Origin of the sequence: Aromatoleum petrolei (assembly GCF_017894385.1) — a bacterium.
In the GTDB taxonomy this organism is placed as follows: domain Bacteria; phylum Pseudomonadota; class Gammaproteobacteria; order Burkholderiales; family Rhodocyclaceae; genus Aromatoleum; species Aromatoleum petrolei.
Genome location: NZ_CP059560.1, coordinates 1740077 through 1754835, shown reverse-complemented (window position 1 = coordinate 1754835; position 14759 = coordinate 1740077). Strand labels below are relative to the sequence as shown.

Below are 14759 nucleotides of genomic sequence, written 5' to 3'. Positions count from 1 at the left end.
TCCGCCCGAACGGTATTCGACCGCCGGATTCATGAATAGAATCGCGGCTGCCCAACAGGAGAACGCAACAATGTACCGCATCGCCCCCAGCCTGCTCTCGGCCGACTTCGCCCGCCTCGGCGAGGAGGTGCGCAACGTCATCGCCGCCGGCGCCGACTGGATCCACTTCGACGTGATGGACAACCATTACGTGCCGAACCTGACGATCGGTCCGCTGGTGTGCGAGGCGATCCGCCCGCATACCGAGGCGCCGATCGACGTGCACCTGATGGTGAAGCCGGTCGACCGCATCATCCCGGACTTCGCCAAGGCCGGCGCGAACGTGATCACCTTCCATCCGGAGGCCTCCGATCACATCCACCGCACCCTCGCGCTGATCCGCGATCACGGCTGCAAGGCGGGGCTGGTGTTCAATCCGGCCACGCCGCTGCACTACCTGGATCACGCGCTCGACGATATCGACATGGTGCTGCTGATGAGCGTGAACCCCGGCTTCGGCGGGCAGAAGTTCATTCCCGGCACGCTCGGCAAGCTGCGTGCGACGCGCGAGCGGCTCGACGCCTACGAGGCGGTCACCGGGCGCCACATCCTGCTGCAGGTCGACGGCGGTGTGAAGGTCGACAACATTGCCGAGATCGCCGCAGCGGGGGCCGACACCTTTGTCGCCGGCTCGGCGGTGTTCGGTGCCGGGCGCGACGCCGACCCCCACCGCTACGACAGCGTGATCGCCGCGCTGCGCGCCGAGCTCGCCAAGGTCAAGCAGTGAGTGAAGCCGTGAGCCTCATGCGTTTCCCGGTGCGGGCGGTGCTGTTCGATCTCGACGGCACGCTGCTCGACACCATCCACGACCTGGCCGACGCAGCCAACCTGATGCTCGCGGAGATGGGCCGTGCGGCGCGCCCGCTCGAGCAGATCCATTCCTTCGTCGGCAAGGGCATCCCCAACCTCGTGCGCCGCTGCATGACAGAGGACGCCGGGGCGGGCGACGACGAGATCGAGCAGGCGGTCGTCGTGTTCAGGCGTCACTACGCGGTCGTGAACGGCCGCAGCACGCGTATCTACCCTGGCGTCGTCGAAACGCTGGAGGCGATGCGCGCGATGGATCTGCGCCTGGCCTGCGTCACCAACAAGGCGGAAGCCTTCACGCTCCCGCTGCTCGAGCGCATGGGCCTCGCACCGTACTTCGGCGCAGTGGTGAGCGGTGACACGCTGCCGGTGAAGAAGCCCGACCCGGCCGTGCTGCACCACGCTTGCGAGTTGCTGGGGGTGCCGTCGCCGCAGGCGCTGATGATCGGCGATTCGGCCAATGACGCGCTCGCCGCACGCGGCGCGGGCATGCCGGTGCTGCTCGTGACCTATGGATATAGCGAAGGCATGCCGGTGGACACCATCGAATGCGATGGGCTACTATCGGTCGCTACCGGGGCACTCGACCGCATCGCAGCGGCGTGACGCGCCTGGCTGAAAAGGCGGCGATCAGGCTTACCGTTCGCCCTGAGCTTGTCGAAGGGTTTCGACAGGTTCAGCCCGAACGGTATTTTGTTGCCCCGAGTACTATCCGCACACTCTCCATCGAGACATCGTGACCCACAGGAACCGGGATTCGGTAAAGGAAAGCATCCAGTTTGTCGCCGCGCATCTGCGCTGGCGCGGCTGGCGCTCGTGGCCTGCGGGCCACTAATACGCGAAGCTTCGCGGGCCACGACTTGCCCGCACCCCCTTGCCGAATCGAACCGTCTTCTGTGGAGTCTCCATGCTTGAGCAGGAATTCAACGCGCTGGCCGCGCGGGGCTACAACCGCATCCCGGTCACGCTCGAAACCTTCGCCGACCTCGACACGCCGCTGTCGATCTACCTGAAGCTCGCCAACGAACCGTATTCCTACCTGCTCGAATCGGTGCAGGGCGGCGAGCGCTTCGGTCGCTACTCGATGATCGGGCTGGCGGCCTCGACGCGCATCGAGGTCTATGGTCGCTCGGCGCTGCTGCTAACCGGCAACCGCCTCGTCGAGCGGCGTGACTACGGCGACCCGCTGAACTACGTCGCCGAGTTCATGGAGCGCATCAAGGTGCCGCCGCGCGACGGCCTGCCGCGCTTCGCGGGTGGCCTGGTGGGCTGCTTCGGCTACGACACCGTGCGCTACATCGAGCCGCGCCTCGCGCACGAGCAGAAGCCGGACACGATCGGCACGCCCGACATCCTGCTGCTGCTGTCGGAGGAGATCGCGATCGTCGACAACCTCTCCGGCAAGCTTACGCTGGTCGTGTATGCCGAGCCCGAAGTGCCGGGCGCCTTCAAGCGCGCGAAGAAGCGCCTGCGCGAACTGCTCGCGCGGCTGCGTGCGCCGGTGCAGATCCCCGAGGACAACCATGCCGAGCCGCAGCCGGCGGTGTCGAGCTTCGGCGAGGAGGCCTTCAAGGCCGCGGTGAATCGCGCCAAGCAGTACATCGTCGACGGCGACATCATGCAGGTCGTGCTGTCGCAGCGCATGAGCAAGCCTTATGCGGCGAGCCCGATGGCGCTGTACCGCGCGATCCGTTCGCTGAACCCCTCGCCCTACATGTTCTACTTCAATTTCGAGGACTTCCACGTCGTCGGCGCCTCCCCCGAAATCCTCGTGCGCCTCGACGAGGACGGGCAGGGCAAGCGCGTCACGGTGCGCCCGATCGCCGGCACACGCCCGCGCGGCGCCACCCCGGCCGAGGACGAGGCGCTGGAAGCCGACCTCCTCGCCGACGAGAAGGAGCGCGCCGAACACCTGCAGCTGCTGGACCTGGGGCGCAACGACGCGGGCCGTGTCGCCGAGACCGGCAGCGTGCGCGTGACCGACCAGTTCACGATCGAGCGCTATTCGCACGTGATGCACATCGTCTCCAACGTCGAGGCGAGGCTGAAGGACGGACTCAATGCGTTGGCGGTTCTGCGCGCGACCTTCCCGGCCGGCACCGTGTCGGGGGCGCCGAAGCTGCGTGCGATGGAGATCATCGACGAGTTGGAGCCGGTCAAGCGCGGCATCTACGCCGGGGCGGTGGGCTACATCGGTTTCCACGGCGACATGGATCTGGCGATCGCGATCCGCACGGCTGTGCTCAAGGATGGTCACATCCATGTGCAGGCGGGCGCCGGCATCGTCGCCGACTCCAACCCCGATTCCGAATGGGCGGAGACGCAGAACAAGGCGCGCGCGATGCTGCGCGCCGCGGAAATGGCCGAGTCCGGCCTCGACACCCGGATCGACTGAGGAACGCACCATGCTGCTGATGATCGACAACTACGACAGCTTCACCTACAACCTCGTGCAGTATTTCGGCGAGCTCGGCGCGCAGGTGAAGGTGTATCGCAACGACGAAATCACCCTTGAACAGATTGCGCTGATGAAACCCGAGCAGCTCGTGATCTCGCCGGGGCCGTGCACGCCCGCCGAGGCCGGCATCTCGGTGCCGGCGATTCGCGAGTTCGCGGGCAGGCTCCCCATCCTCGGCGTGTGCCTGGGCCACCAGAGCATCGGCGCGGCCTTCGGCGGCAGGATCGTGCACGCCAAGCGCCTGATGCACGGCAAGACCTCGCCGGTCCATCATCTGGACATCGGCGTGTTCAAGGGGCTGCCCAATCCGGTGACCTGCACGCGCTACCATTCGCTGGCGATCGAGCGCGAGAGCCTGCCCGACTGCCTGGAGGTGACGGCATGGACCGACGACGGCGAGATCATGGGCGTGCGCCACAAGACACTCGCGGTCGAGGGCGTGCAGTTCCACCCCGAATCGATCCTGACCGAACACGGCCACACGATGCTGCGGAACTTCCTCGACCAGCACCGCGCGAACTGACCAAGGACTTGCCATGACCATTACTGCCCAGGAAGCGCTCCAGCGCACGATCGATCACCGCGAGATCTTCTACGACGAGATGCTGTCGCTGATGCGCCAGATCATGGAAGGCGAGATCTCGCCCGTGATGACGGCCGCGATCCTCACCGGCTTGCGCGTGAAGAAGGAGACCATTGGCGAGATCACCGCCGCGGCGACTGTGATGCGCGAGCTTTCGACCAAGGTCGTCGTCGCCGGACCGGACCAGAACTTCCTCGACATCGTCGGCACCGGTGGCGATGGGGCGAACACCTTCAACATCTCGACGACGACGATCTTCGTTGCCGCGGCGGCCGGCGCGCGCGTGGCCAAGCACGGCGGGCGCAGCGTGTCGTCGAAGAGCGGTGCGGCGGACGTGCTGGAGGCGCTGGGTGCGAAGCTCGGCGCGACGCCGGAACAGGTGGCGGCCTCGATCGAGGCGACCGGCATCGGCTTCATGTTCGCGCCGGCCCACCACAGCGCGATGAAGAACGTCGCGCCGGTGCGCCGCGAGATGGGCGTGCGCACGATCTTCAACATCCTCGGCCCGCTGACGAATCCCGCCGGCGCGCCGAACACGCTGATGGGCGTGTTCCACCCGGATCTCGTCGGCATCCAGGCGCGCGTGATGGAGCGGCTCGGTGCGAATCACGTGCTGGTCGTCTACGGCCTGGACGGCATGGACGAGGTGAGCCTGGGCGCCGCGACCATGGTCGGCGAACTGAAGGACGGCGAGATCCGCGAGTACCAGATCCATCCCGAGGACTTCGGTATGGCGATGGCGGGCACGCGCAACCTGCAGGTGCAGAGCGCCGAGGAGTCGAAGGCGGTGCTGCTCGGCGTGCTCGACAACAAACCCGGCCCGACGCGCGACATCGTGATCCTGAACGCGGGGGTGGCGCTGTACACTGCGAACCTCGTGGACTCGATCGCTGACGGCATCGGGCGTGCGCGCGAGATCATCGCCAGCGGTGCGGCGCGGGCGAAACTCGAGGAGTTCCTCGCCTTCAACCGCCAGTTCGCGTGAGGCAGGCATGAGCGACATCCTGAACAAGATCCTCGCCGTGAAGGCCGAGGAAGTGGCTGCAGGCAAGGCGGCGCGTCCGCTCGAGCGCGTGCGCGCGGAGGCGGAGATGGCGCCCGCGGCGCGCGATTTCGTCGGCGCGATGCGCGCGAAGATCGCCGCCGGCGAGGCGGCGGTGATCGCCGAGGTGAAGAAGGCGAGCCCGTCCAAGGGCGTGATCCGGGCGGACTTCCGCCCGGCCGAGATAGCCGTGCAGTACGAGCGCGCCGGGGCGGCCTGCCTGTCGGTGCTGACCGACCGGCAGTTCTTCCAGGGCGCACCCGAGTACCTGCAGGCGGCGCGTGCGGCTTGCGCACTGCCGGCACTGCGCAAGGACTTCCTTGTCGATGCGTGGCAGGTGTACGAGGCGCGCGCGATGGGCGCGGACGCGATCCTGCTGATCGCCGCGGCCCTGGATCTCGCGCAGATGCAGGAGATGGAGGCGATCGCAACGAGCCTCGGTATGGCGGTGCTGGTCGAGGTGCATGACGCGGCCGAGCTCGACGTCGCGCTGCAACTCGCGACCCCGCTGGTCGGCATCAACAACCGCAACCTGCGCAGCTTCGAGGTCAGCCTGCAGACGACGCTGGACCTGCTGCCGCGCATCCCCGCCGGGCGCATCGTGGTCACCGAGTCCGGCATCCTCAAGCCGCAGGACGTGGCGTTGATGCGGTCGAGCGCCGTGCATGCCTTCCTCGTCGGCGAAGCCTTCATGCGTGCGCCGGATCCGGGCGAGGAGCTGCGCGCACTGTTCGGCTGAGCGGGGCGACGCATGACGTCGCCACCAAGCTCCGATCAGGCCGCTCGCCCGCGCCGGCGGGCGGCTCGTCTGTGGCTGGCGGCGCTTGCGCTGCCGGCGCTGTTCGTCGTCGCGGCGGCGTGGTTGGTGCTGACCGAGTCCGGCCTGCGGGCGGCGGTCGCCCTTGCGGGAATCCTGAGCGGCGGCCGGGTGGTGCTGGAATCCCCTGCCGGTCGCCTCGCCGGGCCATTGCGCGTCGGGGTGTTGCGCATCGACAGCCCGGACCTGCGCGTGCGAGTCGAGGGGTTCGCGCTGGTCTGGCGGCCGGGCGCCCTGTTCGACGGCGGCATCGCCATCGATGAGCTCTCGGCGGAGCGGGTCGACTTCGCCTCACGTCCGCAGGATCAAGCTCCAGCGCCGACTCCGCCCGCGTCCCTCGCACTACCGTTTTCCGTGGCGGCGCAATCGCTCAGCGTCGGCCGGCTCGCGCTGCGCGAATGGACGGACGGCGAACTTGCTGCTGCCGAGACTGCCTTCGAGCTTGCCGACCTCGCGGCCCGTGCGCGCAGCGATGGCGGCCGCCACCATATCGAAACCCTCGCGGCGACCTTGCCCTTCGGGCGGGCCGAGGTCGCAGGCGAAATCGACGGGAGCGCACCCTTCGCGCTGTCGGCGAGCGCGGCGCTGATCGGCGCGAACAAGGGGCACGAATACCGCTTGAAGCTCGCTGCGACCGGCGACCTGCTTGCGCCGCAACTCAGGATCGAGGGTGAAGGGGCCGGCTTGCGCGGCGACGGCGAAGTGCTTGCGTCGCCGTTCGCGGCGGTGCCCGTGCGCCGGCTGCGCATCGCACTCGGCGATCTCGACCCTGCAGCGTTCGAACCTTCCGCACCGCGCGCGGCCTTGCGCATCGCGGCGGACCTGTCGGCGCAGGACGGGACGCAGGGCGCCGGGGGTTTGTCGGGGCCGATATCGGTCGAGAATGCTCGGCCCGACGCGATCGACCGGCAGGGCCTGCCTTTCACGAAACTCGCCGCACGGCTGCAGTGGACGCCGGAGCGGGTGCGGGCCGAAGCGCTGGTGCTTCAGCTCGCGGGTGCCGGGCGGGTCACGGGCGACGTGGACTGGCAACCGGGACGACGAGGAGCTGCGCCGGGAGAAGGCGCGGACGAGGCAACGCCGGCGCCTGCAGCAGCCGATCCGCTCGGGCGTCTGAGCGCCACGCTGCAGTTGGCGGGCATCGAGCTGCAGCGCCTGGACGGACGCCTGCCGCCCTCGGTACTCGCGGGCCGGCTGCAGGCAGATGGAGATCGCGAGCGCCAGAGCGCGGAGCTTGACGTGAAGGTGCAGGCGACGCGTGTGCGTGCCAAGGCGGTGGTGACCGCGCAGGGCGAGGCCGGGGTGCGCAGCCTTGCAGCGAGCGGCGAAGTGTCTTCCTTCGATCCCCGCCTCTTCGTTGCCGGGGCCCCGGAGGCCAAGCTGAATCTGGATTTCCGTCTCGCCGCGAGCCTGGGCGAGCTGTCCCGCTACGAGACCGCCGTCGACTTGCGCGACGGCCAGTTGCGCGGCAAGGCGGTGCGCGGGAAGCTGCGTGCGGTGGTGGAGGGCGCGCGTCTGGCCGATGGCGACCTGGACCTGGACCTCGCCGGCAATCGCATTCGCGCGCGCGGCGCCTGGGGTGCGCCTCGCGACGTGCTGAAGCTGGATGTGGACGCCCCGGCGCTCGCGGCGCTCGATGCGCGCCTCGGTGGCCGGCTGACCTTTGCGGGAAGCCTTTCCGGAGGGGCGGAACTGCCGTCCGGCAGCGTGAAGTTCGCCGCCGAGGGGCTGCGGCTGCCGGGCGATATCCGTATCGCTGCGGCCGACGGCGAGGGGTTGCTCGGGGCGGGGGCAGATGGCGAGGTCCGTCTCGCACTGGGCCTGAGAGGGCTGAGAGCGGTCACTCGGGATGCGGACAAGCCACCGGTCCGCGGGCGGGCCGCCGAAGAGCCGGACTGGGTGACGCAGGCGAACCTGCGGGTCGGGGGAACTCGGCGTGCGCATGCCGTCGATGTCGTCGCCACCGGTCTGGGAGGTGACAGTCTGCGCCTGCGCTTGGAAGGGGGCCTGTTCGGTGATGCCCTGAAGGCGGGGGTGGCAAACGGCGTTGCCGAATGGCGCGGCCGCGTGACCGCTCTGGAGACGGCAGGGCGCTGGCCCACGCGACTGACCGCGCCGGCGCCGCTGGAACTCGGATCGCAGCGCGTGCAGCTCGGTGCCGCGGCGCTGGATGCCGGCGAACGCGGCCGCATCCGGCTGGACGAAACGAGCTGGTCGCCGCAGCGCATCGTCGCCCGCGGCTCCCTGACCGGGCTGGCCTTCGGCCTGATCTCGCGTCCAGACGGGCGTCCGCGTCGCGGCCCGGGCCCGCTGGTGCTCGGGGCGGAATGGGATCTGACGCTGGGCGAGGTGGCGCAGGGCTCGGCCCGTGTGTTCCGCGAGGCAGGGGACCTCACCGTGACCGGCGAGATTCCGGCGCGCCTGGGACTGGAGCATTTCGAGGCCCGCCTCGGCGCCCACGACAACCGCCTTGCGCTGGCGCTGGAGGCGCGCGGCAGCGAGCTGGGCGAACTGGCCGGCGCCGCGACCGCTCTGGCGGAGCGGACGCCGGACGGCGGCTGGCGGCTTGCGCCCGATGCGGCGCTGCTCGGATCTGCACACCTCGCGATGCCGTCGATCGCCTGGGTCGGGCGGCTGATGCAGGAAAACGTCGTGACCGGTGGCCGCCTCGGCGCGAGCGTGGCGCTTGCCGGCACGCCGGCCGCGCCGCGCGCGAGCGGCACGATCACCGGAGGGGAGTTGTCGCTGGCGTTGGTCGATCAGGGACTGCAATTGTCGGGTGGTGAGCTGCTTGCGCAATTCGATCGCGACCGGCTGCGGCTAGAGCGCCTCGAGTTCATCTCGCCCAACCGGGTGCGTCCGCGGGACTCCCGCCCGCCGGTGGCGCGGCTGACGGCCACGCCGGGGCGCCTCAGCGCGAGCGGCGAGATCGCGCTGGACAGCGGCAAGGGCGGTTTCGATTTTGCCGCCGAGCGCCTGCCGATCCTGCAGCGCAGCGACCGTTGGCTGATCCTGTCCGGCGTCGGTGCGGCCAACAGCACCTGGACACACGTGGATCTTGCGGCAAACCTGAACGCCGACGCCGGCTATGTCGAACTGGCGGAAACGCCCGCACCGAGCCTCTCCGACGACGTCGTGATCCTGGGGCACGAGCGGCGCGCCAACGGCGGGCTGCGGGTCGCCGCGGACGTGGCGGTCGCACTGGGGGATCATTTCTATCTGTCGGCACTGGGCATCGATACGCGCCTGACCGGTGGATTGCGCCTGCGTCTGCGCGACGGGGCGCCGCCGAGCGCGATCGGCACGATCGCCACGGCCGGGGGCACGTATCGCGGCTACGGACAGATGTTGGCGATTGAGCGCGGCCTGATCAACTTTCAGGGCGCGCCCGACAATCCCGGCCTGAACGTCGTCGCGCTACGCAAGGGTTTGCCGGTCGAGGCGGGGATCGAGATCGCCGGCAGCGCGCGGCGTCCCCGCATCCGCCTGGTATCGGAGCCGAATGTGCCGGATCCCGAAAAACTGTCCTGGATCGTGCTCGGGCGTGCGCCGAGCGCGGGCGGTGGCGGGGACATGGGCTTGCTGTTGCCCGCGGCGCAGGCCCTGCTCGGCGGGCCGGGCGGCGGGATGACGGACCAGTTGTCCCGCAGCCTGGGCTTCGACGAATTTTCGATCGGGCAGGGAGAAGTTGGCGGTGTCACCCGAACCGCCACCAGCCGCGTTGTCGGAGAGGGTACCATCGTAACTGGTGGCGACAACGTCGCCGGCCAGGTTCTGACGCTGGGCAAGCGTCTTTCATCGGATCTGGTCCTGTCCTTCGAGCAGAGCCTGGGCGGGGCCGAAAGTCTCGTCAAGCTGACCTACCAGCTCAGCCGCAGGGTTTCGCTGGTGGCGCGCGGCGGCAGCGACAATGCCGCCGATATCTATTACACGATCTCGTTCGAATGACGGGAATCGCGGCCCGACGATGCTGTCTTAATCGCGGGCATCCACGGAGACACATGCATGACGAAGAACGAAGCACCCGCAGCACGCGAGACCGCCATTCTCGCGGGGGGATGTTTTTGGTGCCTGGAGGCCGTCTTCAAGGAAGTCGATGGTGTGGAGTCGGTGAGTTCGGGCTACATCGGCGGGCGTGTCGAGGCGCCCACCTACCGGCAGGTCTGCGACGGGGGCACCGGCCATGCCGAGGCGGTGCAGATCGTCTTCGACCCGGCGGTGGTGAGCTATCGCGAGCTGCTCGAGATCTTCTTCGTCATCCACGACCCCACCAGCCTGAATCGCCAGGGCAACGACATCGGCACGCAGTACCGCTCGGCGATCTTCGCGGTGAGCGACGAGCAACTGCACACGGCGCTGGATCTCATCGAACACATGGGGGAGGCGCGCGTGTATCCGAGCGCGATCGTCACCAAGGTCGAGCGTGCCGGAACCTTCTGGCCGGCCGAGGACTACCACCACGACTATTACGCGAACAACTCCGACCAGCCCTACTGCCAGTACATCGTCGCACCGAAGATCGCGAAGTTCCGCGAGAAGTTCGCCAACCGACGCAAGCGGGGCGGGTAGAATCGGGTTTTCAACCCCGCAGGAGAGTTCCAATGTCCCAAACCACCACCGCCAGCGGCCTCGTCATCGAGGATCTGGAAGTCGGCAGCGGCGCCACCGCCGCTGCGGGCAAGCGCGTGTCGGTGCACTACACCGGTTGGCTGACCGACGGCAAGAAGTTCGATTCGAGCAAGGATCGCAACGACCCGTTTGACTTCCCGCTGGGTGCCGGTCACGTGATCCGCGGCTGGGACGAGGGCGTGCAGGGCATGCAGGAAGGCGGCAAGCGCAAGCTGACGATTCCGCCGGAGCTGGGCTACGGCGCACGCGGCGCGGGCGGCGTGATTCCGCCCAACGCGACGCTGGTGTTCGAGGTCGAGCTGCTGAAGGTTCTGTAAGCGCGTAGAACGAGAAGGGGCCACGCATAGGCCCCGGCTTCGCGTCGCCGGGCGCTCGTCCGGCACGCGGCCACGGGCGCCCGTTCGCCCGTCACGACAGGAAGAGGGGAGACATGAAACTCGATCCGGTCCAGCGGCGCATCCTCGCGCTGCTGCAGAAGGATTCGACGATCAGCACGCAGAACCTCGCCGAAAAGGTGGGACTGTCCTCGTCGCCGTGCTGGCGGCGTGTGCGCGAACTGGAAGAGGCGGGGCTCATCCGCGGCTACGTCGCGCTGCTGGATCGCAGGAAGCTCGGGCTGGAGACCTGCGTGTGGGTGCGCGTAAAGCTCAAGAAGCACAGCGCCGACGTGCTCGACCGCTTCGAGCAGGCGGTGAAGGGCTGCGACGAGGTCGTCGAATGCTACGAGCTCCTCGGCGAGACCGACTGCCTGCTGAAGCTCTACCTGCCGAACCTGGAGGCGCTGTCCTCCTTCATGCACAACTTCCTGCTCAAGATCCCCGAGGTCGACGTCACGAACTCCAGCGTTGCGCTGCGCGAGATCAAGAACGAAACAGCCCTGCCGCTGTGAGGCGGCAGGGCTGTGCTTGCCCGAAGCGGGGCGCAAGGGATCAGAGGCTGTTCCAGAACACCGCGAGAACGCCGATCGGCGCGACGTAGCGGGCGAGCAGGTTCCACAGGCGGAAGCCGGTTGTGCCCAGTCCGAGATCCTTGCGCACGCTTTCGCGGTCGAGGCACCACGCGACGAACACGATCGCGCCGAGTCCGCACAGCGGCAGCATGAACTTGCTGGTCAGCTTGTCGAGCAGGTCGAAGATGTTCTGGCCGAAGATCAGCACGTTGCTCCACTCGTTGAACGACAGCAGCGCGGCGATGCCCAGTGCCCAGGTCGCGAGGCCGGCGACCACGGTTGCGCCCACCCGGCCCAGCGGCGTGCGCTCCTCGAGCAGCTCGACGGCCGGCTCCAGCAGCGAGATCGACGAGGTCAGGGCGGCAAAGATCAGCAGCGCGAAGAACATCACGCCGAGGATCAGCCCGCCCGAGATCTTGCCGAAGGCCAGCGGCAGCGTCACGAACACGAGGCCCGGGCCGGCTGCGGGGTCGAGGCCGTTGGCGAACACAATCGGGAAGATCGCCATGCCCGCACCCAAGGCGATCACGGTGTCGGAGATCGCGACGGTGCGCGCCGCGCGCAGCAGGTTGATGTCCTGCCCGAGGTAGGAGCCGTAGGCGATCATCACGCCCATGCCGAGGGACAGGGTGAAGAACGCGTGGCCGAGCGCGGCGAGCACGACGCCGCTGTTGAGCTTGCTCCAGTCGGGCGTGAATAGGTAGGACGCCGCGGCGCCAAAGCTGCCGGTCGTCATGCCGTAGCCGACCATGATCAGCAGGATCACGCCGAGCGCTGGCATCAGGATCTTGGTGGCGCGCTCGAGGCCGCCCGACACACCCATCGCGACCACGCCGATCGTCAGGGCCATGAACACCGAGTGCCACAGGAGCAGCTTGGCCGGATCGGCGAGCAGGCCGTTGAAGAGGGCTCCGGCGGCGTCCTTGTCAATGCCCGAGAAGCTGCCCGTGCCGGCTTCGACAAGATAGGACACGGCCCATCCGCCGATCACGCTGTAGAAGGACAGGATCAGGAAGGCGGCAAGCGTGCCACCGATCCCGAGCAGGGCCCAGTTGCGGCTGCGTCCGTTCTTCTTCGCCAGTTCGACCATCGTGTTGACCGGGTTCTTCTGCCCGCGGCGGCCGATGAGCCACTCCGCGACGATGATCGGCAGGCCGATCAGGGCGATGCAGGCGAGATAGACCAGCACGAAGGCGGCGCCACCGCTCTGGCCGACCATGTAGGGAAACTTCCAGATGTTGCCGAGACCCACCGCCGAACCCACCGCGGCGATGATGAAGCCCATGCGCGAGGACCAGTGGTCGTGAACCTTGACCGCCCCGGCGGCCATCGTTGCGGTTGCGGACTGGATGCCGGACATGTCAGCGCACCCCGCAAGCGGTCATTGACGGTGCCCGGGTCTGCGCGTTGCGCGCGGTCGTGCGGGCGTGTGTGGTGAAATTCATCTGCGTCTCCTCCGGATTGCATTGCCTTGTGGGCAGTCGGCGCAAGGGAAGACGGCAGCGGACGACGTGCGGGGCGGCACGGCGCACACGGCTCCACGATGAGTTGTCTCCACCTTGCGTTGTTTTTGCGTTGGCGCCGCTCGTGGGCCGGCGCAACGGAATGCGCATGTTAAAGAGAGCGTGGGGAATTGTTTTGCGGGTTTTGCGGTTTTTACGGACGCTTCGCGGAATATTCTGCCCCGGTCGCGCCTGTTTCGACGGAATTCGTACCGGAACGGTGTGGCGCAGTGCAACAAGCGGGCCTGATGCCAGCGATTTTCGAGTCCCGAAGTTTCCTGCCGGGGCGGCGCTCCGGTAGCATCGCGACCCCATCCCGCGGATACTTGCCTCATGGACCAACCCGCTCGCGCCTGCGGCATCGATTTTGGCACCTCCAACTCCACGGTCGGCTGGGTACGGCCGGGCGCGGCGACCCTGCTCGCGCTCGAGGACGGCAAGCCGACGCTGCCTTCTGCGGTGTTCTTCAACGCCGACGAGGAAACCACCGCGTTCGGTCGGGCTGCGCTGGCGGAGTATCTCGAAGGCTACGAAGGCCGCCTGATGCGTGCGCTGAAGAGCCTGCTCGGCAGCAGCCTCATCGATGGTCAGACGGAGGTGCAGGGGCGGGCGCTGCGCTTCCGCGACCTGCTCGCGAGTTTCATTGGCGAGTTGAAGTCGCGCGCGGAGGCGCAGGCCGGACGCAGTTTCGACAAGGCGGTGTTCGGGCGGCCTGTGCGCTTCGTCGACGACGACGCGGACGCCGACCGCAAGGCACAGCAAACGCTCGCCGAGGTCGCCGCGCAGGTCGGCTTCCGCGACGTGAGCTTCCAGTTCGAGCCGATCGGGGCGGCGCTGCACTATGAACTTTCGCTCGCGCGCGAGGAGCTGGTGCTGATTGCCGACATCGGCGGCGGCACGGCGGACTTCTCGCTCGTGCGCCTGTCGCCCGCGCGCGCGCGGCGATCGAATGATGAGCACGACCGCCGCGAGGATCTGCTCGGCAACGGCGGCGTGCATATTGGCGGCACCGATTTCGATCGCGCGCTGAGCCTCGAATGCGTGATGCCGCTGCTGGGCTATCGCAGCCGCATGAAGAGCGGCGCCGAGATTCCCGCCAGTGTCTATTTCCAGCTCGCGACCTGGCACACGATCAACTTCGCGTACACGCGTCAGGCTTGGGCGGACCTGCAGAATGTCTATCGCGATGCCGCCGCGCGCACCGAGCTCGACCGGCTGGCGAAGCTGATCAACCGGCGCGAGGGGCACTGGCTCGCGCTGCAGGTGGAGCAGGCGAAGATCGACCTGTCCGCGGCGCCGGCGGCGGTCATGGACCTCGACCGTCTGGAGGCCGGCCTCGGTCACACGATCACCGATGCGGACTTCGCATCGGCCACGCTCAACCTCGTCGACCGCGTCGCGGCCTGCGTGCGCGCGCTGCTCGACGAGGCGGGCGTGCGGCGCGAGCAGGTTGATACGATCTATTTCACCGGCGGCGGCAGCGCGGTGCCGCAGCTGCGTGCGCGCATCTCCGCCGAACTGCCGCAGGCGCGCAGCGTCGAGGGCGACCTCTACGGCAGCATCGGTGGGGGGCTGGCGGTGGAGGCCGCCCGGCGCTACGGCTGAGCGGGGCAGGTTTGCCCGGGCTGGGGCCGCAGCAGAAATAGTCCTTCAGCGCAGCGCGCGCGGCGGGCAATGTTCCCCGTGGGACATACCTGCCACATCGTCGCCGGAATGCCGTAGTCCGCAGGGTATTTTTCGCGCTCGGGCACCCTTGCAGGGCCGCGATGCTGCGGTGCACTGCCTGCAATTCGGGCGACATTCCCGAAAAACGCGCGCCGGGGAAAAATTTTTCCTGCGACGCGTGATTTCGCCTGCAACGAGAAAAAACTCCCCGACCCCGTCTCCTTACGATGCTCACTCGCGTTCGATGCCGCGGACGCACACAACAGCA

General features: G+C 68.1%; 12 protein-coding genes. 11 read left to right on the top strand and 1 reads right to left on the bottom strand.

Going from position 1 to position 14759, the window contains the following annotated elements; genetic code table 11:
• Nucleotides 1–70: 70 nt before the first annotated feature.
• From rpe to ToN1_RS08010, 10 genes are all read left to right on the top strand, one after another.
• The gene (gene rpe, locus ToN1_RS08055) at nucleotides 71–766 is read left to right on the top strand and encodes a ribulose-phosphate 3-epimerase (RefSeq protein WP_169204877.1); all 696 of its coding nucleotides are present in this window, start codon (nucleotides 71–73) and stop codon (nucleotides 764–766) included.
• Between the two features lie 17 nt (nucleotides 767–783).
• Nucleotides 784–1452, top strand: a complete 669-nt coding sequence (locus tag ToN1_RS08050) for a phosphoglycolate phosphatase (protein ID WP_169204956.1) — start codon at nucleotides 784–786, stop codon at nucleotides 1450–1452.
• A 301-nt stretch (nucleotides 1453–1753) separates the two neighbouring features.
• A complete protein-coding gene (trpE, locus tag ToN1_RS08045) occupies nucleotides 1754–3241 on the top strand; it encodes an anthranilate synthase component I (RefSeq protein WP_169204876.1) in 1488 nt (495 codons plus the stop codon).
• 10 nt (nucleotides 3242–3251) lie between these two features.
• A complete protein-coding gene (locus ToN1_RS08040; RefSeq protein ID WP_169204875.1) occupies nucleotides 3252–3827 on the top strand; it encodes an aminodeoxychorismate/anthranilate synthase component II in 576 nt (191 codons plus the stop codon).
• A 13-nt stretch (nucleotides 3828–3840) separates the two neighbouring features.
• Nucleotides 3841–4872 carry an anthranilate phosphoribosyltransferase gene (trpD, locus tag ToN1_RS08035; protein WP_169204874.1) on the top strand — a complete coding sequence of 344 codons (1032 nt, stop codon included), beginning with the start codon at nucleotides 3841–3843 and terminating at the stop codon, nucleotides 4870–4872.
• A gap of 7 nt (nucleotides 4873–4879) precedes the next feature.
• Nucleotides 4880–5668, top strand: a complete 789-nt coding sequence (trpC, locus tag ToN1_RS08030) for an indole-3-glycerol phosphate synthase TrpC (protein WP_169204873.1) — start codon at nucleotides 4880–4882, stop codon at nucleotides 5666–5668.
• Nucleotides 5669–5680: 12 nt separating this feature from the next.
• Nucleotides 5681–9694, top strand: coding sequence for a translocation/assembly module TamB domain-containing protein (locus ToN1_RS08025; protein WP_169204872.1), 4014 nt, complete (start codon nucleotides 5681–5683; stop codon nucleotides 9692–9694).
• Nucleotides 9695–9751: 57 nt separating this feature from the next.
• A complete protein-coding gene (gene msrA / locus ToN1_RS08020; protein ID WP_169204871.1) occupies nucleotides 9752–10315 on the top strand; it encodes a peptide-methionine (S)-S-oxide reductase MsrA in 564 nt (187 codons plus the stop codon).
• A 32-nt stretch (nucleotides 10316–10347) separates the two neighbouring features.
• Nucleotides 10348–10692 (top strand): FKBP-type peptidyl-prolyl cis-trans isomerase, encoded by a 345-nt coding sequence (locus tag ToN1_RS08015; protein WP_169204870.1) that lies wholly within the window; start codon nucleotides 10348–10350, stop codon nucleotides 10690–10692.
• A 113-nt stretch (nucleotides 10693–10805) separates the two neighbouring features.
• Nucleotides 10806–11264 (top strand): Lrp/AsnC family transcriptional regulator, encoded by a 459-nt coding sequence (locus ToN1_RS08010; protein ID WP_169126686.1) that lies wholly within the window; start codon nucleotides 10806–10808, stop codon nucleotides 11262–11264.
• Nucleotides 11265–11304: 40 nt separating this feature from the next.
• On the opposite strand, the gene ToN1_RS08005 is transcribed toward ToN1_RS08010, so the two are convergent.
• Nucleotides 11305–12684 carry a sodium-dependent transporter gene (locus ToN1_RS08005; protein ID WP_169204869.1) on the bottom strand — a complete coding sequence of 460 codons (1380 nt, stop codon included), beginning with the start codon at nucleotides 12682–12684 and terminating at the stop codon, nucleotides 11305–11307.
• 475 nt (nucleotides 12685–13159) lie between these two features.
• On the opposite strand from ToN1_RS08005, the gene ToN1_RS08000 reads away from it, so the two are divergent.
• Nucleotides 13160–14431 carry an Hsp70 family protein gene (locus tag ToN1_RS08000; RefSeq protein ID WP_169204868.1) on the top strand — a complete coding sequence of 424 codons (1272 nt, stop codon included), beginning with the start codon at nucleotides 13160–13162 and terminating at the stop codon, nucleotides 14429–14431.
• Nucleotides 14432–14759 lie beyond the last annotated feature (328 nt).